This is a genomic window from Bordetella flabilis (assembly GCF_001676725.1).
GTDB lineage: Bacteria > Pseudomonadota > Gammaproteobacteria > Burkholderiales > Burkholderiaceae_B > Bordetella_C > Bordetella_C flabilis.
Genome location: NZ_CP016172.1, coordinates 4,699,128 through 4,723,652 on the forward strand (window position 1 = coordinate 4,699,128; position 24,525 = coordinate 4,723,652).

Sequence of the window (24,525 nt, forward strand, 5' to 3'; positions counted from 1 at the left end):
CTCCCCGCTGTTCGGCCCCGGCCGGCCCGCCGGCGCGGGACGGCCTCACTCTGATGAATCGCACACCATGATCGGACGAATCACTGGCACGTTGATCGAGAAGTCACCGCCCACCGTATGCATCGATGTGAACGGTGTGGGCTATGACATCGACGTACCCATGAGCACGCTGTACTCGCTGCCCGAAACCGGGGCGCGCGTCACGCTTTACACGCATCTGACGGTGCGCGAAGACGCGCATCTGCTGTACGGATTCGCCACGCCGGCGGAGCGCAGCGCGTTCCGCGAACTCATCAAGGTCAGCGGCATCGGCGCGCGCATCGCGCTGGCCGTGCTGTCCGGGATGTCCGTGAACGACCTGGCGCAAGCCATTACCTTGCAGGAGTCCGGCCGCCTGACGCGGGTGCCCGGCATAGGCAAGAAAACCGCAGAGCGCCTGCTGCTGGAGATGCGCGGCAAGCTGGGCGCGGACATCGGCGCGACCGCGCACGCGGTGCCGGACAGCCAATCGGACATCCTGAACGCCTTGCTGGCGCTGGGCTATTCGGACAAGGAATCGTTGGCCGCGCTCAAGGGCCTGCCCGAAGGCGTCGGCGTATCGGACGGCATACGGCAGGCCTTGAAGGCACTGGCCCGCTGAACAGGCGGCCGCACCGGGCCGGTTGACCCCCTTGCGCTGTGGTCATATCCCGCGTGCTCGCGGCCGGCCGACATAGCCCGGGACCACGGCTTCCATCGCCAACGGGACGATGCCCAGTTCCGGCGCCATGGGCTCATGGGCGACGCTGTCGACTTTCAGGCTGTCCAGATTGTCCGGGCTCATCAACGGCGTGCCGGGCAGGCAGGCCAGCACGGCCGCCTGCGCGCGGCCGATGCCCATGGGGACATTCACCACCAGGCGGGGATGGCCGCTCCATTTCGCACACATGCCGGCGATCTCGCCCAGGGTATGGACCTGCGGTCCGGCCAGCTCGTAGACCTTGCCGCATGCATGGGGATTGCCCAGCATGGCGCCGATGGCGACGGCGACGTCCTCGACATACACCGGCTGCATGCGGGCATGCGCGCCGGCCAGCGGCAATACCGGTAGCCAGCGCGCCAGCCGCGCGAAAAGGTTCGTGAAATTGTCGTCGTGTCCGAACACCACCGAGGGCCGCACGATGGTCCAACCGCCGGGAGGTGTCGTGCCGAAGGCGTCGCGGACCGCGGCCTCGCCATCGCCCTTGGAGCGCAGGTACATGCTGGGCCCCTGCGGATCCGCGCCCAATGCACTGACATGGATCAGGCGCCGCACGCCATGGCGGCGGCAGTGTTCCGCGATACGCCGCGGCAGGTCCACGTGCATGCGCCGGAAGGTCTTGCCATACGGACGGCCGTGGTCGCCATGCAGGACGCCGACCAGGTTGATCACCGCGTCGCAATCGCCCATCAATCGGTCCAGCACCGCGTCATCGTGCACGTCGGCCTGTTGCAGGGTCACCGTGGGTACTACCTGAAGATCGCGGCCGCGGGCAAATAGCCGCGTGGGCACATATATCCGATGCCCCGCCACGCCCAGGCGCGCCACCAGGTGACGACCGATGAAGCCCGTGCCCCCTATGACAAGGATGCGCATCCGCTACCTCTGATGGACGAACCAGACACGGTGATTCTGCGCGCCCATCCCGGGCGATGCAAGCCGCCGCATGCCGTACACCCGGGGCAGGCGCGCGGCGCGAGCCGATGCCTCAGGACGCCAGGAAGCCCGCGTAGGCCTTCAGATCCACATTGCCGCCGCTGATGATGACCCCGACCCGGGCGTCGCGCACCGGTACCACCTCGCGCAAGACGGCGGCCGCGGCCAGGCAGCCGGTGGGCTCGACGACCATCTTCATGCGCTCCGCGAAAAACTTCATGGTGTCCACCAGTTGTGCATCGGTCACCGTGACGATGTCCGTGACGTGCCTCTGGATGATGGGGAATGTGAGTTCCCCCAGGTGGGTCGTCAGCGCGCCATCGGCAATCGATTTCGGTGTCGGGATCGGCACCACGCGCCCCGCCCGCAAGGACTGCTGTCCGTCATTGCCGGCCTCCGGCTCCACCCCGTATACCTTGCAGGATGGGCTGAGCGCCGCCGCCGACAGCAGCGATCCGGACAACAGCCCGCCGCCGCCCAGGCAGACGAAGAGGTAGTCCAGTTCGCCTGCTTCCTCGAACAACTCCTTGGCGGCCGTACCCTGGCCCGCGATCACGTCCGCGTGGTCATAAGGCGGGATCAGGGTCGCGCCCGTCTCGGCCTGCAGGCGCGTGGCCACGGCCTCGCGGTCTTCCTTGTAGCGGTCATAGGTCACCACCTTTCCGCCATAGCCTTCGGTGGCCGCCCGCTTCGCCGCGGGCGCGTCCAAGGGCATGATGATCGTCGCCGACACACCCTGCAGCCGCGCGGCCAGCGCAATGGCCTGGGCGTGGTTGCCCGAGGAAAACGTCAGCACCCCGGCCGCGCGCTGCGCCGGCGTCAAGCGCGCGATGGCGTTATAGCCGCCGCGGAACTTGAAGGCGCCCATGCGCTGGAAGTTTTCGCACTTGAAGAAAACCCGCGCCCCGGTCCGCGCATCGGCGGTGGAAGAGGTCAGGACGGGCGTACGATGCGCGGCGCCTGCCAGTCTTTCACTGGCCGCGACGACGTCGGCATAGGTGGGCAATTCGCGGGACATGGGGGGGTCCTTTCTGCAGGAGTTTGGGAACCCGGCGATCATAGAACAGTCGCGGCCCGCCCGCGCATCGGCGCCGTGCGCCCTGTGCTGGCCAATGCGGATGCGGCGCACACGCCGCGCCAGCCCCTGGTGTACGATAGCCCAGCCCTTCTCGCGCTTTCGTCATGGCCATCCAGTCCGACTCTCTTTCGTCCCGTCCCGATTCCACCCGCCTGGTCGCGCCGCAGCCGGTCTCGCCCAACGAGGAATCCATCGAGCGTGCCCTGCGGCCCAAGGCCCTGCGGGAATACGTCGGCCAGGACCGGGCACGCGAACAACTGGAAATCTTCATCGCCGCCGCGCGCAATCGCGGCGAAGCGCTCGACCACGTCCTGCTCTTCGGGCCACCCGGGCTGGGCAAGACCACGCTGGCGCACATCATTGCGCACGAAATGGGCGTCCAGTTGCGCCAGACCTCCGGACCCGTGCTGGAGCGCCCCGGCGATCTGGCGGCGCTGCTTACAAACCTGGAAAAGAACGACGTCCTGTTCATCGACGAGATCCATCGGCTTTCGCCCGTGGTCGAGGAAATCCTCTACCCGGCGCTGGAAGACTTCCAGATCGACATCCTGATTGGCGAAGGGCCGGCCGCGCGCAGCGTGAAGCTGGACTTGCAGCCCTTCACGCTGGTCGGCGCCACCACGCGCGCCGGCATGCTGACGAACCCGCTGCGCGACCGCTTCGGCATCGTTTCCCGGCTGGAGTTCTACAACGCCACCGACCTGGCGCGCATCGTCACGCGCAGCGCCGCCCTGCTCCAGGCCGCCATCACGCCCGAAGGCGCCGACGAAGTCGCCCGCCGCGCACGCGGCACGCCGCGCATCGCCAACCGCCTGCTGCGGCGTGTGCGCGACTATGCGGAAGTGAAGGCACAAGGCCGCATCGACGCCAAGGTTGCCGGCGCCGCGCTTGCCATGCTGGAAGTCGATCCACAGGGCCTGGACCTGATGGACCGCAAGCTGCTGGAAGCCATTGTCCACAAGTTCGACGGCGGGCCGGTCGGCGTCGACAGCCTGGCCGCGGCCATCGGCGAAGAGCGCGACACCATCGAAGACGTGATCGAGCCGTACCTGATCCAGCACGGCTATTTGCAGCGCACCTCGCGCGGCCGCATGGCGACGCAAACCACATGGCGCCATCTGGGCCTGGCGCCTCCGCCCGGCGCCACGGCCGCCACCGGCGACCTGTTCGACGCCTGAAGCCCGGCCGGGCCGGACGCCGGCCGCCTCAATCGACCAGCGTGGCGACCCGCTCCAGGATATCCGCGCCGTAAGCCTCCAGCTTGCGCGCCCCCACGCCGTTGATACGCCCCAGTTCGTCCACCGTCGTGGGCCGCGCCAGCGCGATCTCGCGCAAGGTTGCATCGTGGAAGATGACGTAAGCGGGCACGCCATGGCTGCGCGCCACGTCGCCGCGCCAGGCCCGCAGGGCCTCGAACAGGGGCTGGGCCTCCGCCGGCAACTCGATGGCCGGCGACCGGCCACGCACGGTTCCCGTCCGGGCCGCGCGTCCCGCCTTCGGGGACTCGCGCCGCAACATCAGTTGCCGCTCGCCCTTCAGGACCGCCCGGCTGCCCTCGGTCAATGCCAGGGTGCCGTATCCCTCGTGGTCCACCGTCAACAGGCCTTGCGCGAGCAACTGCCGCAGCACGCCGCGCCAAGCGGACTCCGACAGGTCCGCGCCCACGCCGAACACCGACAGCGCATCGTGACCGTACTGGCTCACCCGGTCCGTGCTCTTGCCGCGCAGGATATCGATGATGTGTCCGGCGCCGTAACGCTGGCCCCGCTCCTTCCACAAGCGATATACGGCGGACAGCACCTTCTGCGCAGCCACCGTGCCATCCCAGGCCTGCGGCGGCTCCAGGCACACATCGCAATTGCCGCAAGGCCCGATCTGCTGGCCGAAATACGCCAGCAGACGCACGCGCCGGCATTCCACCGTTTCACACAGGCCCAGCATCGCGTCCAGTTGCTGGCCCAGGCGGCGCCGGAACACTTCGTCGCCCGGCGACTCGTCGATCATCCGGCGCTGCTGCACCACATCCTGCAAGCCATAGGCCAGCCAGGCCGTGGCCGGCAGGCCGTCACGACCGGCGCGCCCCGTCTCCTGGTAGTAGCCCTCCACCGATTTCGGCAGGTCGATATGCGCGACGAAGCGCACGTCGGGCTTGTCGATCCCCATGCCGAAAGCGATGGTCGCCACCATCACGATGCCGTCCTCGCGCAGGAAGCGAGACTGGTTCGACGCGCGTACCGTCGCACTGAGGCCGGCGTGATAAGGCAAGGCGTTCACGCCATGGCCGCAAAGGAAGTCCGCGGTTTCCTCCACGCGGGCCCGCGACAGGCAATACACGACTCCCGAATCCCCGGCATGCTCGGTGCGGATCAGATCCAGCAATTGCTTGCGGACCTCGTTCTTCTCCACGATGCGATAGCGGATGTTGGGGCGGTCGAAACTGGCAACGAAATGGCGGGCCTCGTCCAGCGACAGGCGCTGCGCGATTTCCGTACGCGTGACTTCGGTGGCCGTCGCGGTCAGCGCAATACGGGGCACATCCGGCCAGCGTTCGTGCAGGAGCGACAGGCCCATGTATTCGGGACGGAAATCGTGCCCCCACTGCGAAACGCAATGGGCCTCGTCGATCGCGAACAGCGCAATGCGGCCCCGCTCCAGCAACTGCAGGCAGCGGTCGGTCAGCAAGCGTTCCGGGGCCACGTAGAGCAGGTCCAGCTCCCCATTGATGAAGGCCTGCTCGACCTCGCGCGCCACCCGCCAGTCCTGCGTCGAATTCAGGTACGCTGCGCGCACGCCCAATTCAGTCAAGGCGTCGACCTGGTCCTGCATCAGCGCGATGAGCGGCGACACCACCACGCCGGTGCCCTCGCGCACGAGCGCCGGCACCTGATAGCACAATGATTTGCCGCCGCCGGTGGGCATCAGCACCAGCGCGTCGCCGCCCTGGATCACGTGATCGACAATGGCTTGCTGCTCGCCGCGGAAGGATTCGTAGCCGAAAACGCGCCGCAGGATATCCAGGGCGCGCGGCTCAGACATGGGGGAAAGCCGATAGCATCATGCGCCGCATTTTATAGGACGCCCCCGCCGCCGTGCCGGCGACGATGCCCTGCATGGCACTATCGTCCCCCGATGGGGAGGGACAGTTGCATATTCAGCGCGTAGTCGCCGCTGACCACGTCATGGTCGGCGCCTACCGCGAACCGCACATGCGGGGACAGCATCATGCTCTGGGAAAAACCGTAGCGGCGCTCCAGGACATCGCCGCCGGCATCGCGCAACCCGGAATACGTGCCGCTGATCTGCCCCCAGCCCGTGATGGGCACGCCCGCCGAAAACGTGCTGCGCAGCTGGCGGCTGCCGACGGCGCCGTCCTCGTAATTGGACAGGTCGCCATAACCGCTGCTGGTCAGTTCATTGGCATAGCCGAGCGTCAGGCTGTCGAAGACATCGACGTTGTATCCCAGGCGATAACGCCAGCCTTGCGACTCATCGAAATGGCTTTGGGTCGCCCCGCCCTGCACACGGCCCCAGCGGCCCAGCGAATACGTCGTGCCCAGTCCCGTCGCGGTCAGGGCGCGCGCGCTCTGGACCTGCCCCTCCAGGGTGAGGTCGGGCGTCAGTCCGTAGCGCAGGCTGCTGGTGCCCGCCGGGGGCCCATAGTCGACGCCACCGGCGCTTTGCGATGTGTCCGTGTTGTTGATACGTCCCCATACCGAGGAGTACCCCAGCTTGCCCTCCGGCACCGTGGCATCGCTGGCCGCGGTCAGGTTGGACAGCTGCACACCGCCGATCGGCGCCGCGCTGCCCCACGCCGGGGTAAAGGGGGTCAGGCTGCCCACCGACAAGGAGGGACCATCCACCGAGCGGTAGGTCAGGCTGCGGTCTCCCAGCACCATGCCTTCCTGCGGCGTGACGTTGGCGAACCAGGGCTTGGGCGTGCCCAGGGGCCGGCCCCAGTTGACCGGCGGGCTGCTGCCCGGAGGCGGGGGGACATAGTCCAGGACGGGCGTCGAGCCCACCAGCACGCTCGGGTCGCCCGTAGGGACGGCCGGGCAGGCCGGTGACGGGACCTCGTGCAGCCCGGGCGCGTCGGTGCTGTCCGGGGCGGCCAGGGGCTCGCAAGGCGGCAGCTCTGCCGTGACGTCGCCACCGTCGCCGAGTTGCACCGGCAAGGGGACGGCCGGCGCCAGCGCGCTCAATCCAGTGCCGATGCCCGCGCGCGCGAGCACCACCGGCGGGCGCGGCGCGGTCGCGGAGCCCGGGTAAGATGCAAGGGGGACAAGAGCTTCGGGGGGCGCGATCGAGGCGGCCTGTGTGCCGGCCCCGACGGCGGCGGCCAGTACGGCCAGCGCCAGACGCGCCACGCGACGCGAATCGGGAAAACGCATAAGCCAAGTTTAAAAGCTTTTGATGACGATGCTCGACAGTCGTGCCGTATAGTTCAGCGGGATTTCCGATTTCAGTCCATTTCCTCCCCTTGCCCAGCAGGCTCCGGCCTCGCAATATGCGCACATGGAAACGCCTCATACCAAATTGCTGGTCGTCGACGACGATCCCGCCCTGCGGCAACTGCTGGCCGACTACCTGAACCGGCATGGCTACGACACGCTGCTCGCCCCGGATACCGGCGACCTGGCCGCCCGCATTGCGCGCTACGCGCCCGACCTGCTGGTGCTGGACCGGATGCTGCCCGGCGGGGACGGCGCGGACGCCTGCCGGCGGCTGCGTGAGCAGGGCGAGGATATCCCGGTGATCCTGCTTACCGCGCGGGACGAGGCCGTCGACCGCATCATCGGCCTGGAAGCCGGCGCCGACGATTACCTGGGCAAGCCGTTCGACCCGCGCGAGCTGCTGGCCCGCATCGAGGCCGTCCTGCGCCGCAAGAAGGGCCCATCGGCATTGACACGCGATGCGCCGGTAAGTTTCGGCCCCTTCGTGTTCGACCCCGCCACCCGGCAGCTGCTGCGCGAGGGCGTGCCGGTCAAACTGACCGGCGGCGAAATCAATCTGCTCGAAGCGCTGGTGCGCAACGCGGGCAAGCCGCTGTCGCGCGAACGATTGCTGGCATTGGCGCGGGACGACGACAGCGGCGAACGCAACGATCGCGCCATCGACATCGCCATCCTGCGCCTGCGCCGCGCCATCGAGGAAGACCCCAAGCAGCCACGCTGGATCCAGACCGTGTGGGGCATCGGCTACCGCTTCTCGCCTTGATGAAGTTTTCTCCGCAATCGCTGCTGCCGCGCTCGCTTCGCACCCGGCTGATCCTGCTTGTCCTCGGCTGCATGCTGCTGGTCCAGGCCGGCACCCTGGCCGTGGGTTCGCATTACCGCAAGCGCTTTGTCGACGATGTGGTGATGGACTATATCGTCACCACCATACGGACCCTGCGCGCGGCGGTGTCGGAGGTTCCGGCCGAGGACCGCGCCGACTTCGTGCGCGACGCATCGCAGGGGCAGTGGCACCTGTGGAGCCGCGCCTTGCCCGCCGAAGCGCAGTTGCAGCGTTTCCACGGCGGCGGGCTTCCCCCGCCGCCGCCGCGCGACGCCCAGCCGGACGCGGCCCGCGAGGCGCGCATGGCGCAACTGCGCGAGTACCGGCGCATGCACCCGGACGGGCCGCCGGACGACGATATCCGGCGCGACCTGCGCGGCCTGGTGCGCCAGCTCAACCAGCGGCTCAACGATGGCACCCGGGTGGCGCTGTCGCGCGGCCCGCGGCCCGAAGTCTTCATATCGCTGGCGCCCAACCCCACCAGCGAAGACGCGCCCCAGTTGCGCGAATGGCTGGTCATCCCGCTCGACAGGCTGGATCCGCCGCTTGCCACGCCCATGGTGGTGACGTGGCTGACCGGCTTCGGCCTGGTGCTGATCCTGGCGGCCTGGTTCTCGTGGCATATCACGCGGCCCCTCACGCGCCTGGCCGAAGCCGCGGACAAGCTGGCGGCCGGACAGCCGCAGCGCGTGGTGCCGTCCGGGCCGCATGAAACGCGCGTGCTGGGCCAGCGATTCAATGCCATGCTCGACGCCCTGCAGGAATCGGAATCCGTGCGGCGTACTCTGCTCGCCGGGCTGCCGCACGACCTGAAGGCGCCCTTGTCCCGCATGTGGCTGCGCATCGAAATGTCCGACGACCCCACCTTGAAGGAAGGCCTGCGCAAGGACTTGCAGGACATGCAGCACATGGTGGACCAGTTCATCGGTTTCGTCCGGGGCACGGACCCGGCCGGCTACCGCTACGCACCGGTCCCGCTGGCTGAATGGCTGTCCGAACGCGTACAGGGCTGGCAGGGCGCGGGGACGCCGGTGCAACTGGCCATCGCCAGCGAACAGCCCATGACGATACAGGGTGACGCCGTCGCGCTGGCCCGGCTGCTGGACAACCTGATCGGCAACGCCCTGCACCACGGTGCGCCGCCAGTGGAGGTCACGCTGGCCGAACGCGACGGGATGGCGGTGCTCGGCGTCTCCGACCATGGCCCCGGCATCCCGGCCGAGCGGCGCGCCGAAGCCCTGCGTCCCTTCGCGCGCCTGGACGATGCGCGCACCCGCTCGGGGAATGTGGGCCTGGGGCTGGCCCTGGCCGACGCGATCGCGCGCGCGCACCGCGGCACGCTGACGCTGGGCCGCGCCGCCGAAGGCGGGCTCAGCGTGGAAGTCGCCCTGCCCCTGCAGGCATGAAGCCCTGTCCGGTACGCCACATCGCGCGCGCCTTGCCGGGTCGCCCGGGCCCCGCACGGTGCCGGACGATTGCCAGCGCGAACAGGCCCTAGTTCCGGCTGGACATGTCGGCGCCGGGCATCGGCGCCGGACGCCTGGCCTTGCCGAAAAGCGAACGGTAGGCCAGGATATTGAAGACCACGATCAGCGGCACGGCCACGACCGCGCCCGAAAGCACCAGGCGCATGGAGCCCAGCGCGGCGGCGCCATCCCATATCGTCATGTCATCCAGCACCAGATAGGGAAACAGGCTGTACGCCAGCCCGCCCAGCATCAGCAGGAACAGCCCCACGCAACCCACGAAAGGCACCCAACTGAAACGTTCGGCGTGGCGCGGCAGGCGCATCAGCACCATCTCGGTTCCCACGAAACCCAGCAGCATCGCCACCCATACGGCGACAGCCGGGCCCAGGTGGGACAGGTTGCTCCATTTGTAGAAGATGCCGGCGTTGGCCAGGCCCAGGGTGACGGCGATCGCCACCATACCCGCCGCCGTCCAGCGGATGGCATGCCGCGCCCAGTTCACGGCGCGGCGCTGCAGGTCGCCCTCGACGCGCATGACGAGCCACGTCGCCCCCAGCAGCACATACGCCGCCACCGCGCACAGGCCGACGAACATGGAAAACCAGTAGTAGCCCGCCACGTCCTGGTAGCCCGTTGCGATACGGCCCAGGGCCATGCCCTGCCCGAAGGCGGTCATCAAGGATCCGATCCAGAAACCGTGGACCCACCGCGGCTTGGCCTCGGTACGTGCGCGCAGGCGGAATTCGAAGGATACGCTGCGCAGGACGATACCCATGAGCATCAGCGTCAAGGGCGCGTACAGCTGGCCCAGGATGACGCCCCAGGCAAATGGGAATGCGGCCGCGAACAGGCCTACGCCCAGCAGCATCCAGAATTCGTTCGCATCCCGCCACGGGCTGAGCAGCGCCATCATTCGCCCGCGCTCTTCGATGGGCGCCAGGCGCAGCAGGATACCGACGCCCAGGTCGAAGCCGTCCAGCACCGTACCGGCGACGATCAGGACGAACAGCATGCCCATGAACACCAGCGGCATCCAGAAGGAAGGATCGTCCGGACTCAGTCCCAGCGATGCGGCGAGCGCCCCGATCAAGATACGGCTCCCGTCATCTTGCGCACGGGCACGACGCCGTAGCGGGCCGCGTGGAAAAGCATACGCATGAAGGCGGTCAGCAACACGGCGTACAGGGCGGCATAGCCCAGCGTGCCGTAGAACAGGGCACGCGGCGAAACGGGACCGAGGATTTCCGTTTGCGTGATGGCGGCGTTGACGGCATAAGGCTGTAGTCCCACGACGGTGAAGGTGCATACGGCAACGACCAGCACGCCGCCCGAACACGCCATGCTGGCCAGGATCCGCAGCCAGCGCCGCGGCAGGAACGCCGGATCGAAGCCGCGCTTGCGCAGCTTGAACAGGGTCGCCCATGCGGCGATGGCCATCAAGCCCACCAGCAGGATCACGATACGCAGCGACCAGAATGTGATGGCAACCGGCGGATGCATGTTGGCGTAGTTCTCCAGGGCCAGGAAGTGGCCATCCACGTTACGGCCGAGCCAACGCGCCGCGGCGCCATCCACGGTCCAGGCGGCGCGATTGGTGGCCGATGCCGCATCCGGCCAGCCCACCAGGACCAGGTCCGGCGGGTCCCCCTGGTGCCAATACGCGGCCGCCGCCGCGGCCTTCGCCGGTTGGTAGTGCGCGATCATCTTGCCCGCGCCCGCGCCAACCGGCGCCAGGGCCACCACCATTACGCAGGCCAATCCGAGCGCGGCACGAAAGCCCAGGCGTTCGCCGTCGTTCAGCGGCCGGCGCAGTGCCTGCCACGCCGTGATGCCCATGACCATGAAAGCCGTGGCCAGCAAGGCCGTCAGCACGCTGACCGCAAGGGTCCACCCCAGCGAGGGATTGAACACCACCCGCGCCCAATCGTAGACCTGGTAGCGGGCGTCGACCATGACGGCGCCATCCGGCGTTTGCATCCACGACACCAGCGCCAGCACCCAGAACGCGCTGGCCAGGTGCCCCAGAGCCACCATGAACACCGCTATGGTGTGGACGCCTTCCGATACGCGACGCTGGCCGAACAGCATGACGCCCAGGAAGCACGATTTGAGCGCGAACACGGACAGTACGGCGAAACCGAGCAGCGGCCCCGCCACGTTGCCTATCCTGTCCATCAGCCCGGACCAGAGGGTGCCGATCTGCAGCAACACCGGCACGCCGGCGGCCAGCGCCAGCACGAAGGCCAGGGCGAAGATGCGCACCCAGAAGCGATAGGCCGCGGTCCAGCCGGCATCGCCGCTGGACCGCGCACGCAACTTGAAATAGAGCAACAGCCAGGAAAGGGCCAGCGCCAGCGCCATGAAAAGCGCCAGAAACGTCAGGCAGACGGTGAACTGCAGCCGTCCCAGGAACAAGGGGGGGAGGTTCATGATGGCCGCTAGTTTAGAGCTACTCAGCAATATCGTGGCGGCGCCGCGGGGACTACGCAAAATCGCCGTGGCGGACCCGGCCGACGGGCCAACGGGCTCGCGCGGGCCGAACGTGGCAAAATTGACGCTTTGCCGCCGCCTCCCCACGAGCATGACCTCCGCTTCCCCGCCTCCCGCCGCGCCCAACTTCCTGCGGCACATCATCGAAGCCGATCTCAAGGCCGACCGTTTCAAGGACAAGCGCTGGGCCGGCGTTCCAGGCCCGGCGACAGTCCAGACCCAGGGCGGCCCCGACCCGGCGCGCATCCGTACCCGCTTCCCGCCGGAACCGAACGGCTACCTGCACATCGGCCATGCCAAGAGTATCTGCCTGAACTTCGGCCTGGCGCGCGACTACGGCGGCACCTGCCATTTGCGCTTCGATGACACGAATCCGGAGAAGGAAGACCAGGAATACGTCGACGCCATCGAGGAAGCCGTGCGCTGGCTGGGGTTCGACTGGAAGGCATCCGATGGCCGCGAGCAGCTGTATTACGCGAGCGACTATTTCGATTACATGTATACCTTCGCGCAGGCCTTGATCCGCGCGGGATACGCCTATGTCGACCAGCAGTCCGCCGAGGAGATCCGCGCCAATCGCGGCACGCTGACCGAACCCGGCAAGGATTCGCCGTGGCGCGACCGGCCGGCGCAGGAATCGCTGGACCTGCTGGCCGAAATGCGCGATGGCCGCCACCCGGATGGCAGCCTGGTGCTGCGCGCGCGCATCGACATGGCCTCGCCCAATATCAACCTGCGCGATCCGGTCATATACCGCGTTCGCCACGCCACGCATCACCGCACGGGCGACAAGTGGTGCATCTACCCCATGTACACCTGGGCGCACCCCATCGAAGACGCGCTCGAAGGCATCACGCACAGCATCTGCACGCTGGAATTCGAAGACCAGCGGCCCTTCTACGACTGGACGCTGGCGCGCCTGGCCGAACTGGGCATGCTGGCGCAGCCGCTGCCGCACCAATACGAGTTCGCCCGGCTGAACCTGACCTATGTCGTCACCAGCAAGCGCAAGCTGCTGCAACTGGTGCGCGACGGCCACGTCGACGGCTGGGACGACCCACGCATGCCCACGCTGTTCGGCATGCGCCGGCGCGGCTATCCGGCATCGGCCATCCGCCTGTTCTGCGATCGTACCGGCGTATCGAAGTCCGATTCGCGCATCGACTACAGCCTGCTGGAAGCGGCGGTGCGTGACGAACTGGATCCGATCGCGCCACGGTCCGTCGCGGTGCTTCAGCCGCTGAAACTGGTCATCACGAACTATCCGGAAGATCGCGTCGAAATGTGCAGCGCGCCGCGCAACCCGCACGATGCGGCGCAGGGGCAGCGCGAATTCCCCTTTTCGCGCACGCTATGGATCGAACGGGACGACTTCCGCGAAGATCCGCCGAAGAAGTATTTCCGGCTGTTCCCCGGCAATACGGTCAGGCTGAAATACGGCTATGTCGTGCGCTGCACCGGCTGCGTCAAGGACGACCAGGGCAATGTCGTGGAAGTGCATGCCGAGTACCTGCCGGAGACGCGCAGCGGCACGCCGGGCGCGGACGCCGTGAAGGTCAAGGGCACGATTACCTGGGTCAGCGCCGCGCACGCGCTGGGCGTCACCATACATCTGTACGACCGGCTCTTCGCGGACCCGCATCCGGACGCGGGCGAGAAGGACTTCATCGCCGCGCTGAATCCCGATTCGCGCAAGACGGTCCAGGCCTGGCTCGAACCGGGCACCGCGCTGGAGCCGGGCGTTGCGTGGCAGTTCGAACGCCTGGGCTACTTCATCCTGGATAGCGCGACGTCGACCGCCGAGCGGCCGATCATCAACCGGGTCGTCACGCTGAAGGATTCCTGGACGCAGCCCTGACCGGTCGAGGGCCGCGCTCCGCTTCGCGGGCGCGTGCGGCGCCCATCACGGGCGCCGGCGCCCGGGATCCGGATCCAGGTCGACCGCGCCCGGCGCACTGTCGTCGGGGCGGTCCATGGGCGGCGTCGCGGCATCTCCGGACGGCACCAGCCCCCGTCGCTCGGCGTCGGCCAGGGGCTTGCCCCGCGCGGGCGAGGACCCGCCCGCTTGCGCGCCTTCGGCGGGTTTGCGGCCTTGCCCAGTGGCGGAATCGTCGCCCGGCTTGCGGGTCGGATCGTCCGAATGGTCGGGATCGGGCAAGGCGCCGCCGTCGGGGTCATAGCCCTTTTCCAGCGCGCGCAGGTCCTCCTCTTCCTGGCCGCTCAACCCGGCGGGACGTTTCGGCGTGGTGTCGTTCGACATGGGCGCTCCTTATGGGCTCGTGGGATCGGCTCGCAATACAGCCGTTCGCAGGGGCAAGGCCTGTGCCTGCACGGCCGTGCGCCGCCGGGGCCGAGCCGCGCGCGGCGCCAGGAGGGACCGGGCGGCGTCCAAGAGCGCGCTGACAGCGTCCTGCTTCCTTACTGACGCGAGCGTGCTCGGTTATCATGCCCGACATTCCGCAACCGGGGCAGCGCTCCGGGCCTTTCCTACCGACATGAACACCGAATCCCTCGCCCTGGACTTCAAGAGCGCCACGCTCTATGCCGTGCGCGTCGTGCTGCACAGCGCCGAAATCGAGCGGCTCGCCGCCGCGCTGGACAAGCGCATGGCCGATGCGGGCAGTTTCTTCGAGAACGAGCCCGTAGTCATCGACGCCAGCCGCGTCGATGGGCCCGTGGACTGGACGGCGCTGCTGCATGCCCTGCGCGGCCACAACCTGCCGCCCATAGGCGTCGTCGCGGAAGGCGACAACCTGCGCGCGGCGCAGGCGGCCGGGCTGACCCCGGTCGAACTGTCGACGCCTCCGGTGCGTCCCGCCGCGGTGGACACCGCCACGACGCCGCCACCCCTGCCCACGCAGCGCGCGGCCGCACTGACGACGGCGCCGGCGCCGGACGCCCCGGCGTCCCAGGACAAAAGCGCGGATGCCGTGGATGTGGATCCCGCCAGCGCCACGGCCGCCGAACAGGCCCCCGGGAAGGATGTCCAGGCCGAAGCGGGGCATGCCGCGCCGAATCCCGCGTCAAATGATGGCGGCAAGCCGGACGCCGCGCATGCCGCCCCCGGCGAAGGTGCGCCCGACGCGGACGCCTCCAGCGCTGGCGCCGCGCGCCCGGCCACTCCCGCCACAAGCCGGGAACCGCTGCCGGCCAGGGCTGCGCGCGCCACCACTTCGGCTCCCACGCCCACCCCGGGCGATCCGCAATCGTCGTCCGCGCTGGTAATCAGCCGTCCTTTGCGATCCGGGCAACGCGTGTACGCGCGCCACAGTGACCTGGTCGTCATCGGCATGGTCAGTCCCGGCGCGGAAGTCATCGCGGACGGCAACGTCCATGTCTATGGACCGCTGCGCGGCAAGGCCATGGCCGGCGCACGCGGCGATACTTCGGCGCGCATTTTCACGACCCACCTGGACGCCGAATTATTGGCTGTCGCCGGGGTATATCGCGTAGTCGAAGACAAGCTCGATGCGACGCTGCACGGCCAACCGGCGCTGGTGCGCCTGGATGGCGACACATTACGTATCGAAGCACTGAAGGCATGACGGCCGCGCGCCGCGCGATTGGTGACCAACGGTTGCCGCCGCAGTTGAAGAAACGCTAAACCCTGTGTTTTGCTTTACGATACTGCGATTTATCCAGGACATAAGGGTTCTATAGACATGACGCGTATTGTTGTGGTCACTTCCGGCAAAGGCGGGGTGGGCAAGACGACCACCAGCGCCAGTTTCTCTTCGGGCCTCGCGATGCGCGGGCACAAGACCGCCGTAATCGACTTCGACGTCGGCTTGCGCAATCTGGACCTGATCATGGGTTGCGAACGCCGGGTGGTATACGACTTCGTGAACGTGATCCAGGGTGAAGCTACGCTGAACCAGGCCCTCATCAAGGACAAGCAGCTCCAGAACCTGTTCGTCCTGCCTGCGTCCCAGACCCGCGACAAGGACGCGCTGACGCAGGAAGGCGTCGGCAAGGTGATGGAGGAACTCAAGGAAATGGGGTTCGAGTACATCATCTGCGATTCGCCGGCCGGTATCGAAACCGGTGCGCTGATGGCGGCATACTTCGCCGACGACGCGCTGGTGGTCACGAATCCGGAAGTCTCGTCGGTACGGGATTCCGATCGCATCCTCGGCATCCTGGCCGCCAAGTCACGCCGTGCCGTGCAAGGCGACGAGCCCGTCAAGGAATACCTGCTGCTGACCCGCTACAACCCCAAACGCGTGTCGGACGGCGAAATGCTGTCGCTGACGGATATCGAAGACATCCTGCGCATCAAGCTGATCGGCGTGATTCCGGAGTCGGAATCGGTGCTGCAGGCCTCCAACCAGGGTCTGCCGGCCATCCACTTGAACAACACCGACGTGTCGGAAGCCTACAAGGATGTCGTGGCCCGTTATCTGGGCGAGGAACGGTCGCTCCGTTTCACCGATTATGCGCGCCCCGGATTCCTGAAACGCATATTCGGAGGCAAGTAACCGATGTCGCTTTTGTCCTTTCTACTCGGTCAGAAGAAATCCTCCGCCAGCGTCGCAAAGGAGCGCTTGCAGATCATTCTGGCGCATGAACGTTCGGGACGCGACGGATCGCCCGATTACCTGCCGCAACTGCAGCAGGAGCTGATCGCCGTCATTTCGAAATACGTGAAGATCAATCCGGACGACATCAAGGTGCACCTGGAACGCCAGGACACGCTGGAGATCCTGGAAGTCAAGATCGAAATGCCGCAGCCCTGAGGCGGCGCCGCCATGAAGAAGCCCGCCCGGCGCATTCGCGCCAGGCGGGCTTTTCGTTGGGACGCCGCCGGTACACGCCGGGCCAGGCCCGGCCTGGGCGCTACCGACGGCCGCGTGGCTACTTGCCGACCTGGTTGCCGATGACACCGCCGATGGCGGCGCCTCCGACCGTGCCCAGCACCCCGCCATTGGTGATGACCGCGCCGGCCACGCCGCCGACACCGGCCCCGGTTACCGTGGCCTTCTGCCGATGGCTCATGCCGTCCCAGGTGGAGCAGCCGGCCGCCGACAGGGCCAGCAGGCTTACCGCACAAAGCTTCGTAATGGATGTGATTTTCATGATCCTTTCCTCCAGACATCGAAGACACCGCAGGAACTCGGGTTTACCGCCCGGGCGGCCATCAGATGTCTCCGGCGATGCCGTCATCAACGACAGGATCAGCTTCGCAAACGGCGCGCCCGGGGGGTGTGAGGAATGCCCAGCAGTTGTGTCAAAGCAGTTCCGCAAATTGCACAATCGCCTTGACCTGTTGCAACGGCGCGCTGCTATTTGACCAGACGTAACACCTCGCGGAAGGCCGGATGCTCGCAAGTCCCCAGCCATTCGAACAAGACCATTTCAGTCGTCACCACATCGATCCCGTGCGCGCGGGCGCGCTGCAAGGCCAGTTCGCGATCTTCCCGGCGCCGCGAGCCGCAGGCGTCGGCCACCAGGGCGACGCGACGATGAAGCTGCTTCAAGCCCAGCGCAGTCTGCAGCACGCAGATATGCGTTTCGCAACCGGCCACGAAAATCGTGTCGCGCGCATTGGGCAGCCAGCTTTCGAACCCGGCTTCCGCCGCCGCGGAAAAGTGCATCTTGGAAAACACCGCGCGCACGTGGCGCGCGACGTCATCCACCGTGGCCCCGAGCGCGGCGCGGTGATGCTCCGTCGCCACCACCGGCACCTCCAGCAGCCGCGCGCCGGCCGAAAGCCTGGCGGCCGCCGCCAGCACGGCGGGGCCGTCGTGGATGGCCGGCATCAGGCGAGCCTGCATATCGACGATAAGCAGGGTGGCGTCGGCAGCGTGGTACGTCGACATGGATACTCCGGTACGCGAACGACGGGCTGGCCGATATGCCTGGGCCAGCCCGGCGCCCGCTATTTCAAGGCCTTGTAGCGCAAGCGCTTGGGCTTGGCGGCTTCCTCGCCCAGGCGGTGCCGCTTGTCGGCTTCGTACTCCTGGTAGTTGCCGTCGAAGAACACCACCTGGGACTCGCCTTCGAACGCCAGGATATGGGTCGCGATGCGGTCCAGGAACCAGCGATCGTGGCTGATCACCATCACGCATCCGGGGAATTCGAGCAACGCATCTTCCAGCGCACGCAGCGTTTCCACGTCGAGGTCATTGGACGGTTCATCCAGCAGCAGCACATTGCCGCCGGCGATCAGCGTCTTGGCCAGATGCAGGCGGCCGCGCTCGCCCCCGGAGAGCTGGCCGACGATTTTGTTCTGGTCGCCGCCCTTGAAGTTGAAGCGTCCAAGGTAGGCGCGCGACGACATCTCGAACTTGCCCACGGTAAGTACATCGGCGCCGTCCGCCACGGCGTCGAAGACCGTCTTGCCGTCGGCCAGTGAATCGCGCGATTGGTCCACGAACGCCAGCTTGACGGTCTGGCCCAGCGTGACCGTGCCCGAATCGGGCTGTTCGCGGCCGGCGATCATGCGGAACAGCGTCGACTTGCCGGCGCCGTTCGGGCCGATGATGCCCACGATAGCGCCCGGCGGGACCTTGAAGCTGAGGTTGTCGATCAACAGGCGGTCGCCATAGGCCTTGCTGACGTTGTTGAACTCGATGACTTCGTTACCAAGCCGCTCGCCCACGGGAATGAAGATTTCCTGGGTTTCGTTGCGCTTCTGGTATTCATAGGAAGACAGTTCCTCGAACCGCGCCAGACGTGCCTTGGCCTTGGCCTGGCGTCCCTTGGGGTTCTGCCGGACCCATTCCAATTCCTTCTTGATCGTCTTCTGGCGCGCGGACTCCGAGGCCTCTTCCTGCTTCAGGCGTGCGTCCTTCTGTTCGAGCCAGGAACTGTAGTTGCCCTTCCATGGAATCCCATGGCCGCGGTCCAGTTCCAGGATCCACTCGGCGGCGTTGTCGAGAAAATAGCGGTCGTGGGTCACGCCGACCACGGTGCCGGGGAATTTCTGCAGGAACTGCTCCAGCCATTCGACGCTTTCGGCATCCAGGTGGTTGGTCGGCTCGTCCAGCAGCAGCATGTCCGGCTTGGACAGCAGCAGGCGGCACAACGCGACACGGCGCTTTTCACCGCCCGAAAGGTTGCCGACGGTGGCATCCCATGGCGGCAGGCGCAGCGCATCCGCGGCGATTTCCATCTGATGCTCGATATCGTCGGCGCCGCTGGTCGCGGCCGCCGCGATGATGGCCTCGAGCTCGGCCTGCTCCGCGGCCAGCTTGTCGAAGTCCGCGTCCGGCTCCGCGTAGGCGGCATAGACCTCGTCCAGGCGCTTGCGCGCCGTGAATACGGCGCCCAGGCCTTCCTCTACCGCCTGCCGCACCGTGTGCTCGGGGTCGAGTTGCGGTTCCTGCGGCAGGTAGCCGATATTCAGGCTCGGCATGGGGATGGCTTCCCCTTCGATGTCCTTGTCGATGCCGGCCATGATTTTCAGCAGCGTCGACTTGCCCGATCCGTTCAGGCCGAGCACGCCGATCTTGGCGCCGGGAAAGAACGAAAGCGATATATCGCGCAGGATCTGCCGCTTGGGCGGCACGATCTTGCCGACGCGATGCATGGTGTAAACGTATTGGGCCATGGGTCATTCGAAAGTGTGTGTCGAAGGGCGATTGTAGGGCGTGGCGCGCGGCATGGGGATGGCAGCAGCGCTGCGTGCCATCAGCCGACAAGGAATAAAAACGAGGGACGCCCCTCAGGCCGATTCTCCTTTGCCCTGTCTTTCGATATTCTTACAGCTTTCCGGCGTGCGTCAGCCATGACGTGACGTCGTTGCCGTAGGAACGCCCATGTCCGCTTCAGCCACCCCCCCCGATTCCATATCCCGCTTCCAGGCGGCCGAGCTCGATATGCTGGCCAAGACCGCCGATGCGCTCAGCGCCTATTTGGGCAAGCCGGTCCTGGCCGAAGTAGGCACCGCCGAAGACGGACTCGAGTGGGTCACCTTCGGCATCCCGCTGGACGAAGACGCCTTGGACGGCGATAACGAGCACGAGCCGGTGCGCGTGCAGCTGGGCGGCCCGGATGCGCGCCTGTTGGGCAACCGCGGCGGCCTGACCGGGACCGACGAAGACGCCTACGACTGCCTTTATCTTTGGGCGATCCAGATCACCCTGGCGGAAGGCGAGCATTTCGTGAAGCTGGACCAGGATGGCGAAGAATCCGCGTGGTCCGATACCTTGGCCGATGTCCTGCCCTTTGCCTTGTCGGAAGACAACCTGCTGCTGCTGGAAGACGACGAGGATGACGACGACGACGACCAGGACGACGACGAGCACAACGGGCACGCGCGGATAGTGATGCCGCGCCACTGAGCGCGTCCGGCCGCGGATGGACGCGGCACATCTCCGTCATGCGACGGCACGCTCCGGATTCATCCAAGGCACGAAACAGCCGGTCGGCACACCCGCGGGGCAGCAGGCTGCGTGGTTCAATAGCGGGCATTTCGTTCACGCCCTGGAGTTCCCCCATGCCGTTCAGAATCCTGCGCGCCGCGCTCGCGGCGCTGGCCCTGGGCCTTGCGTTACCGGCGCTTGCCCAATTGAAGATCGGTGTCGTCACCTCGTCCACGGGCCCGACCGCGCTGGTCGGCATTCCGCAGAAGAACAGCGTGCCGCTGCTGCCGACCAGAATCGGCGACCTGACGGTGCAGTACATCGTCCTCGACGACGCCAGCGACACCACGCAGTCCGTCACCGCGGTACGCAAGCTCATCAACGAAGACCGCGTGGACGCGATCATCGGACCGCCCGGGTCGCCCAATACGCTGGCCATCCTGCCCTTCGTCGCGGAAGCGGGCGTGCCGCTGCTGGCGCCGGTGGGAAGCGCGGCGGCCGTGCTGCCCATGGACAACCAGCGCAAGTGGGTGTTCAAGACCACCCAGAACGACGACATCATCGCCAAGGCCCTGGTCGAACACATGATCCGCACGGGCATCAAGCGCGTCGGCTTCATCGGCCTGAACGACCCGTACGGCGAGAACTGGTACAAGGTATTCAGCGCGCTGGCCGCGCAGCAACGCATCGACATCGTCGCCAGCGAGCGGTACCTGCGCACCGACAGTTCGGTCACGGGCCAGGCGCTGAAGCTGCTGGCGGCAGCGCCGGATGCCGTCCTGGTGGCCGCGCCGGGGGGCGCCAGCGTGCTGCCCGAGACCACCCTGTTCGACCTGGGCTACAAAGGCAAGTTCTACCAGACGCATGGCGCCGCCCTGCCCGACTTCCTGAAACTGGGTGGAAAGAAGGTGGAAGGCACCATCCTCGCCGCCAGTCTCATGCTGGTACTGCCGGAGATACCGGACAGCAATCCCTCCAAGAAGGTAGCGGCGGCGTATATCGACGCCTACAGCAAGCGGTATGGCACGGCGCCCGCGACCTTCGGCGCCAACGTCTACGACGCCGGCCTGCTGCTGGAGCGCGCCGTGCCGCTGGCGGAAAAAGCCGGCAAGCCTGGTACTTCGGATTTCCGCCGGGCGCTGCGCGATGCCCTGGAGCAGACGCACGAGCTGGTGGGTACGCAGGGCGTCTACAACATGACGCCGGCCGACCACAGCGGATTCGACGAACGCGGGCGGGAATTGATCACCGTGAAGGACGGCGCCTGGACGCTTGCGAAATAGCGCCTGCGACCCGACCCTGCCGCAAGAACGCCCGCGCCGCGCCGAGGAACCAGCCCGCATGAACGCACAGATCGCCCTGATCCTGGGCCAGGATGGAATGGCCAACGGCGCCATCTATGCCTTGCTCGCCTTGTGCATCCTGCTGGTCTTTTCGGTGACCCGCGTGCTGCTTATCCCCCAGGGGGAATTCGTGGTCTATGGCGCGTTATGCATGGCCGCCCTGCAGGCCGGCCGCGCGCCTTCGCTGGTGTGGCTGGTGGCGGCCTTCGCGGTGGCCGAGGCCCTCGCCGAGACGACCGGCCGGCGCTGGACACGGGTCTCCCGGGCGCCTCCCGCCCCCGGCGCGCCGGCCCAGGCCGCCGGTACAGGCCGGCACCCATCATGGGGACTGGCGGCACGGACCGCCTATCCCTTTGTCCTCGCCGCCCTGCTGCATGGGCTGCCCCTGGCCAGCTTGCCCATGTGGTCGCAAGCCGCGCTCACCTTGGCCATCGTCGCGCCCCTGGGTCCCCAGCTCTATCGCCTGTTCTACCAGCCGGCCGCGGAGGCATCGACGCTGGTCCTGCTGATCGTGTCCATCGCGGTGCACCTGGCCCTGGTCGGGCTGGGCCTGCTCGCCTTCGGTCCCGAAGGCGCGCGCAGCGCACCGATCGACGATGCGCGCCTGGCCTGGGGCCCGCTGAACCTGGCGGCCCAGAACCTGTGGATCGTCGCGGTGGCGGGTTTGCTGATGCTGGCCCTGTACCGCTTCTTCGGCCGCACGCTGTACGGCAAAGCGCTGCGCGCCGCTGCAGACAATCGCGCCGGCGCGCGGTTGGTGGGGATATCGCCGGCCTTTGCCGGGCGAACGGTGTTTTTTCTCGCCGCCGCCATCGGCGCGGGTTCGGGGATCCTGGTCGGTCCTGCCACGACGCTGTACTACGACTCCGGCTTCCTCATCAGCCTGAAGGGCTTCGTGGCCGCCATCGTCGGGGGGCTGGCCAGCTATCCGCTGGCGGTCGCCGGCGCTGTCGCGGTGGGCCTGGTGGAATCGTTTTCAGCGTTCTGGGCCAGCGCCTACAAGGAGATCGTGGTCTTCACGCTGATCATCCCCTTCCTGGTGTGGCGATCGCTGCGCACCCACGGAATCGAGGAGGAAGAGGAATGACGCGCCGACATGCGCTGGCGGTCTTCCTTGCCGCGCTGGCCGCGGCGCCCTGGCTGCTGCCTCCTTTCTACATCAGCCTGTTGCAGTCCATCGGCCTGTACGCCCTGGTTGCCCTGGGACTGGTGCTCCTGACCGGCATCGCGGGCCTCACCAGTTTCGGACAGGCTGCCTTCGTGGGCGTGGGCGCCTACACCACCGCCGTACTGACCGCGCGCGCCGATACGCTACCGGGCTGGCTGGCATGGCTGGGCGGCTCGCCGTGGCTGGCGCTGATCGCGGGCCTGGCCTTGGCATGGGTGCTGGCGCGCGCGATAGGCGCCATTACCTTGCGGCTGTCGGGGCATTTCCTGCCCCTGGGGACGATTGCCTGGGGGCTGAGCCTTTACTTCCTGTTCGGCGCGCTGCCCGGACTCGGCGGCTACAGCGGCATCGGCGACATCCCGCCCGTGCGCATCGCGGGTTGGGCGTTGGGGGTGCGCGGCACCTACTTCCTGATCTGGCTATTCCTGCTGCTCGCGGTCTGGAATACGCGCAACCTGCTGGACTCGCGCCAGGGCCGGGCGATGCGCGCCCTGCGCGGCGGCCGCATCATGGCGGAAGCCATGGGCGTGGACACCACGCGCACCCGCACGGCCATTTTCCTGATTGCCGCCCTGCAGGCCTGCGCGTCGGGCTGGCTGTACGCGCACATGCAGCGCTTCGTCAATCCGACACCCTTCGGCCTGCAGATGGGAATCGAGTACCTGTTCATGACGGTCGTCGGCGGCGCCGGCCAGGTATGGGGGGCGCTGGCCGGCGCGGGCATCTTCACGCTGGCCAAACAGGGGCTGCAAGACTGGCTGCCGCGGCTGCTGGGCGAGAACGGCAATTTCGAGATCATCGTCTTCGGCTTCGGGATGGTGCTGCTGCTGCATCGCGCGCGCAGCGGCCTGTGGCCGGTCATCGCGCGTTGGGCGCCGATCAAGCGCGAGCCCCGGCCGCTCAATATGTCCGCCGAACCGCTGCCGCGGCGACCGCTGCCACCGCGTGGCGACGTGGTACTGGAAGCCTGCGGCCTGACCCGGCGCTTCGGCGGGCTGGTGGCCAACAGCGGCATCGACGTGGCCGTCGAGGCGGGAAGCATCGTGGCGGTGATCGGCCCGAATGGCGCGGGCAAGAGCACCCTGTTCAACCTGCTGTCCGGCATCGACGCGCCGACTTCGGGATCCATTCTGTTCCTGGGCGAACCGGTGGCCGGACGCGAAGCGCGCCATATCGCCGCGCTGGGCATGAGCCGGACCTTCCAGCATGTGCGCCTGCTGGCGCGCATGAGCGTCCTCGACAACGCGGCGCTGGGCGCCCATCTGCGCGGAACGCATGGTGTCTGCGCCGCCGCGTGGCGCGCCGACCGCCGGGAGGAGGCGCGCCTGCTGGCCGAGGCCGCGCGCCAGGTGGAGCGCGTCGGCCTGGGCGCCCACATGCATGACGAAGCCGGCACATTGCCCCTGGGACGGCAGCGCATCCTGGAAGTGGCGCGCGCCCTGGCCGCCGACCCCTGCCTGCTGCTGCTGGACGAGCCGGCGGCCGGGCTGCGCTTGCAGGAGAAGCGCGAACTCGCCGCCCTGCTGAGGAGACTCCGGGCCGAGGGCCTGGCCATCCTCGTGGTCGAACACGACATGGAATTCGTCATGGACCTGGCCGACCATGTCATCGTGATGGACTTCGGCGAGAAGATCGCGGAAGGCACGCCCGCGGCGATCCAACGACACCCCGCAGTACTCGAAGCGTATCTGGGGACGGTGGAATGATGTCCACGCCGCCGAA

General features: G+C 67.4%; 22 protein-coding genes. 12 read left to right on the forward strand and 10 right to left on the reverse strand.

Annotated features, from left to right (window positions below):
- Positions 1 to 67: 67 nt before the first annotated feature.
- The gene (gene ruvA / locus BAU07_RS20950) at positions 68 to 640 is read left to right on the forward strand and encodes a Holliday junction branch migration protein RuvA (protein WP_066661990.1); all 573 of its coding nucleotides are present in this window, start codon (positions 68 to 70) and stop codon (positions 638 to 640) included.
- Between the two features lie 42 nt (positions 641 to 682).
- Here the strand turns inward: ruvA and BAU07_RS20955 are convergent, their stop codons facing one another.
- The gene (locus BAU07_RS20955; RefSeq protein ID WP_066661992.1) at positions 683 to 1,615 is read right to left on the reverse strand and encodes a complex I NDUFA9 subunit family protein; all 933 of its coding nucleotides are present in this window, start codon (positions 1,613 to 1,615) and stop codon (positions 683 to 685) included.
- Between the two features lie 112 nt (positions 1,616 to 1,727).
- Positions 1,728 to 2,693: a threo-3-hydroxy-L-aspartate ammonia-lyase gene (locus tag BAU07_RS20960; RefSeq protein WP_066661995.1), complete on the reverse strand. Its 966-nt coding sequence runs from the start codon at positions 2,691 to 2,693 to the stop codon at positions 1,728 to 1,730.
- Positions 2,694 to 2,857: 164 nt separating this feature from the next.
- On the opposite strand from BAU07_RS20960, the gene ruvB reads away from it, so the two are divergent.
- Complete coding sequence (ruvB, locus tag BAU07_RS20965) at positions 2,858 to 3,931, forward strand: Holliday junction branch migration DNA helicase RuvB (RefSeq protein WP_066661997.1); 1,074 nt, start codon at positions 2,858 to 2,860, stop codon at positions 3,929 to 3,931.
- A 28-nt stretch (positions 3,932 to 3,959) separates the two neighbouring features.
- On the opposite strand, the gene recQ is transcribed toward ruvB, so the two are convergent.
- Both recQ and BAU07_RS20975 read right to left on the reverse strand, forming a co-directional pair.
- Positions 3,960 to 5,789: a DNA helicase RecQ gene (recQ, locus tag BAU07_RS20970; RefSeq protein ID WP_066661999.1), complete on the reverse strand. Its 1,830-nt coding sequence runs from the start codon at positions 5,787 to 5,789 to the stop codon at positions 3,960 to 3,962.
- An 80-nt stretch (positions 5,790 to 5,869) separates the two neighbouring features.
- A complete protein-coding gene (locus BAU07_RS20975; protein ID WP_084025900.1) occupies positions 5,870 to 7,141 on the reverse strand; it encodes a fimbria/pilus outer membrane usher protein in 1,272 nt (423 codons plus the stop codon).
- Positions 7,142 to 7,265: 124 nt separating this feature from the next.
- Here BAU07_RS20975 and BAU07_RS20980 point away from each other — a divergent pair, with 124 nt between their 5' ends.
- Together BAU07_RS20980 and risK are read left to right on the forward strand one after the other, a co-directional pair.
- A complete protein-coding gene (locus tag BAU07_RS20980; protein WP_066662001.1) occupies positions 7,266 to 7,967 on the forward strand; it encodes a response regulator in 702 nt (233 codons plus the stop codon).
- Positions 7,967 to 9,433 carry a sensor histidine kinase RisK gene (gene risK, locus BAU07_RS20985; protein WP_066662004.1) on the forward strand — a complete coding sequence of 489 codons (1,467 nt, stop codon included), beginning with the start codon at positions 7,967 to 7,969 and terminating at the stop codon, positions 9,431 to 9,433. The genes BAU07_RS20980 and risK overlap by 1 nt, the downstream gene beginning before the upstream one ends.
- An 88-nt stretch (positions 9,434 to 9,521) precedes the next feature.
- On the opposite strand, the gene BAU07_RS20990 is transcribed toward risK, so the two are convergent.
- The gene (locus tag BAU07_RS20990; RefSeq protein ID WP_066662007.1) at positions 9,522 to 10,586 is read right to left on the reverse strand and encodes a cytochrome d ubiquinol oxidase subunit II; all 1,065 of its coding nucleotides are present in this window, start codon (positions 10,584 to 10,586) and stop codon (positions 9,522 to 9,524) included.
- On the reverse strand, positions 10,583 to 11,926 hold the full coding sequence (locus BAU07_RS20995) for a cytochrome ubiquinol oxidase subunit I (RefSeq protein WP_066662010.1): 1,344 nt from the start codon (positions 11,924 to 11,926) through the stop codon (positions 10,583 to 10,585). The genes BAU07_RS20990 and BAU07_RS20995 overlap by 4 nt, the downstream gene beginning before the upstream one ends.
- Positions 11,927 to 12,077: 151 nt before the next feature.
- On the opposite strand from BAU07_RS20995, the gene BAU07_RS21000 reads away from it, so the two are divergent.
- Positions 12,078 to 13,844, forward strand: a complete 1,767-nt coding sequence (locus tag BAU07_RS21000) for a glutamine--tRNA ligase/YqeY domain fusion protein (RefSeq protein ID WP_066662012.1) — start codon at positions 12,078 to 12,080, stop codon at positions 13,842 to 13,844.
- 45 nt (positions 13,845 to 13,889) lie between these two features.
- Here the strand turns inward: BAU07_RS21000 and BAU07_RS21005 are convergent, their stop codons facing one another.
- Positions 13,890 to 14,246 carry a hypothetical protein gene (locus BAU07_RS21005; RefSeq protein ID WP_066662017.1) on the reverse strand — a complete coding sequence of 119 codons (357 nt, stop codon included), beginning with the start codon at positions 14,244 to 14,246 and terminating at the stop codon, positions 13,890 to 13,892.
- A gap of 235 nt (positions 14,247 to 14,481) precedes the next feature.
- On the opposite strand from BAU07_RS21005, the gene minC reads away from it, so the two are divergent.
- The 3 genes from minC to minE all read left to right on the forward strand — a co-directional run bounded on the left by minC (position 14,482) and on the right by minE (position 16,722).
- Positions 14,482 to 15,531 carry a septum site-determining protein MinC gene (gene minC, locus BAU07_RS21010; RefSeq protein ID WP_066662019.1) on the forward strand — a complete coding sequence of 350 codons (1,050 nt, stop codon included), beginning with the start codon at positions 14,482 to 14,484 and terminating at the stop codon, positions 15,529 to 15,531.
- A 117-nt stretch (positions 15,532 to 15,648) separates the two neighbouring features.
- Positions 15,649 to 16,464 (forward strand): septum site-determining protein MinD, encoded by an 816-nt coding sequence (minD, locus tag BAU07_RS21015; RefSeq protein ID WP_066662020.1) that lies wholly within the window; start codon positions 15,649 to 15,651, stop codon positions 16,462 to 16,464.
- A 3-nt stretch (positions 16,465 to 16,467) separates the two neighbouring features.
- Complete coding sequence (gene minE, locus BAU07_RS21020; RefSeq protein ID WP_066662021.1) at positions 16,468 to 16,722, forward strand: cell division topological specificity factor MinE; 255 nt, start codon at positions 16,468 to 16,470, stop codon at positions 16,720 to 16,722.
- A 118-nt stretch (positions 16,723 to 16,840) separates the two neighbouring features.
- Here the strand turns inward: minE and BAU07_RS21025 are convergent, their stop codons facing one another.
- From BAU07_RS21025 to ettA, 3 genes are all read right to left on the reverse strand, one after another.
- Complete coding sequence (locus BAU07_RS21025; RefSeq protein WP_066662028.1) at positions 16,841 to 17,062, reverse strand: glycine zipper 2TM domain-containing protein; 222 nt, start codon at positions 17,060 to 17,062, stop codon at positions 16,841 to 16,843.
- A 206-nt stretch (positions 17,063 to 17,268) separates the two neighbouring features.
- Positions 17,269 to 17,805, reverse strand: a complete 537-nt coding sequence (locus BAU07_RS21030; RefSeq protein WP_066662034.1) for an isochorismatase family protein — start codon at positions 17,803 to 17,805, stop codon at positions 17,269 to 17,271.
- Positions 17,806 to 17,864: 59 nt separating this feature from the next.
- Positions 17,865 to 19,538, reverse strand: a complete 1,674-nt coding sequence (ettA, locus tag BAU07_RS21035) for an energy-dependent translational throttle protein EttA (RefSeq protein WP_066662037.1) — start codon at positions 19,536 to 19,538, stop codon at positions 17,865 to 17,867.
- Positions 19,539 to 19,746: 208 nt separating this feature from the next.
- Between ettA and BAU07_RS21040 the strand changes: the two genes are divergently transcribed.
- The 4 genes from BAU07_RS21040 to BAU07_RS21055 all read left to right on the forward strand — a co-directional run bounded on the left by BAU07_RS21040 (position 19,747) and on the right by BAU07_RS21055 (position 24,509).
- Positions 19,747 to 20,271 carry a hypothetical protein gene (locus BAU07_RS21040; protein WP_066662039.1) on the forward strand — a complete coding sequence of 175 codons (525 nt, stop codon included), beginning with the start codon at positions 19,747 to 19,749 and terminating at the stop codon, positions 20,269 to 20,271.
- Positions 20,272 to 20,426: 155 nt separating this feature from the next.
- Positions 20,427 to 21,575 (forward strand): ABC transporter substrate-binding protein, encoded by a 1,149-nt coding sequence (locus BAU07_RS21045; RefSeq protein ID WP_066662042.1) that lies wholly within the window; start codon positions 20,427 to 20,429, stop codon positions 21,573 to 21,575.
- A gap of 58 nt (positions 21,576 to 21,633) precedes the next feature.
- On the forward strand, positions 21,634 to 22,722 hold the full coding sequence (locus BAU07_RS21050; protein WP_066662044.1) for a branched-chain amino acid ABC transporter permease: 1,089 nt from the start codon (positions 21,634 to 21,636) through the stop codon (positions 22,720 to 22,722).
- Positions 22,719 to 24,509 carry a branched-chain amino acid ABC transporter ATP-binding protein/permease gene (locus BAU07_RS21055; protein WP_066662048.1) on the forward strand — a complete coding sequence of 597 codons (1,791 nt, stop codon included), beginning with the start codon at positions 22,719 to 22,721 and terminating at the stop codon, positions 24,507 to 24,509. The genes BAU07_RS21050 and BAU07_RS21055 overlap by 4 nt, the downstream gene beginning before the upstream one ends.
- The last annotated feature ends 16 nt before the right edge of the window (positions 24,510 to 24,525 follow it).

Bases quoted from the DNA above. Each gene is read 5' to 3' on its own strand.
- ruvA (WP_066661990.1), top strand. From the start codon at position 68: ATGATCGGACGAATCACTGGCACGTTGATCGAGAAGTCACCGCCCACC.
- BAU07_RS20955 (WP_066661992.1), bottom strand. From the start codon at position 1,615: ATGCGCATCCTTGTCATAGGGGGCACGGGCTTCATCGGTCGTCACCTG.
- BAU07_RS20960 (WP_066661995.1), bottom strand. From the start codon at position 2,693: ATGTCCCGCGAATTGCCCACCTATGCCGACGTCGTCGCGGCCAGTGAA.
- ruvB (WP_066661997.1), top strand. From the start codon at position 2,858: ATGGCCATCCAGTCCGACTCTCTTTCGTCCCGTCCCGATTCCACCCGC.
- recQ (WP_066661999.1), bottom strand. From the start codon at position 5,789: ATGTCTGAGCCGCGCGCCCTGGATATCCTGCGGCGCGTTTTCGGCTAC.
- BAU07_RS20975 (WP_084025900.1), bottom strand. From the start codon at position 7,141: ATGCGTTTTCCCGATTCGCGTCGCGTGGCGCGTCTGGCGCTGGCCGTA.
- BAU07_RS20980 (WP_066662001.1), top strand. From the start codon at position 7,266: ATGGAAACGCCTCATACCAAATTGCTGGTCGTCGACGACGATCCCGCC.
- risK (WP_066662004.1), top strand. From the start codon at position 7,967: ATGAAGTTTTCTCCGCAATCGCTGCTGCCGCGCTCGCTTCGCACCCGG.
- BAU07_RS20995 (WP_066662010.1), bottom strand. From the start codon at position 11,926: ATGAACCTCCCCCCCTTGTTCCTGGGACGGCTGCAGTTCACCGTCTGC.
- BAU07_RS21000 (WP_066662012.1), top strand. From the start codon at position 12,078: ATGACCTCCGCTTCCCCGCCTCCCGCCGCGCCCAACTTCCTGCGGCAC.
- BAU07_RS21005 (WP_066662017.1), bottom strand. From the start codon at position 14,246: ATGTCGAACGACACCACGCCGAAACGTCCCGCCGGGTTGAGCGGCCAG.
- minC (WP_066662019.1), top strand. From the start codon at position 14,482: ATGAACACCGAATCCCTCGCCCTGGACTTCAAGAGCGCCACGCTCTAT.
- minD (WP_066662020.1), top strand. From the start codon at position 15,649: ATGACGCGTATTGTTGTGGTCACTTCCGGCAAAGGCGGGGTGGGCAAG.
- minE (WP_066662021.1), top strand. From the start codon at position 16,468: ATGTCGCTTTTGTCCTTTCTACTCGGTCAGAAGAAATCCTCCGCCAGC.
- BAU07_RS21025 (WP_066662028.1), bottom strand. From the start codon at position 17,062: ATGAAAATCACATCCATTACGAAGCTTTGTGCGGTAAGCCTGCTGGCC.
- BAU07_RS21030 (WP_066662034.1), bottom strand. From the start codon at position 17,805: ATGTCGACGTACCACGCTGCCGACGCCACCCTGCTTATCGTCGATATG.
- ettA (WP_066662037.1), bottom strand. From the start codon at position 19,538: ATGGCCCAATACGTTTACACCATGCATCGCGTCGGCAAGATCGTGCCG.
- BAU07_RS21040 (WP_066662039.1), top strand. From the start codon at position 19,747: ATGTCCGCTTCAGCCACCCCCCCCGATTCCATATCCCGCTTCCAGGCG.
- BAU07_RS21045 (WP_066662042.1), top strand. From the start codon at position 20,427: ATGCCGTTCAGAATCCTGCGCGCCGCGCTCGCGGCGCTGGCCCTGGGC.
- BAU07_RS21050 (WP_066662044.1), top strand. From the start codon at position 21,634: ATGAACGCACAGATCGCCCTGATCCTGGGCCAGGATGGAATGGCCAAC.
- BAU07_RS21055 (WP_066662048.1), top strand. From the start codon at position 22,719: ATGACGCGCCGACATGCGCTGGCGGTCTTCCTTGCCGCGCTGGCCGCG.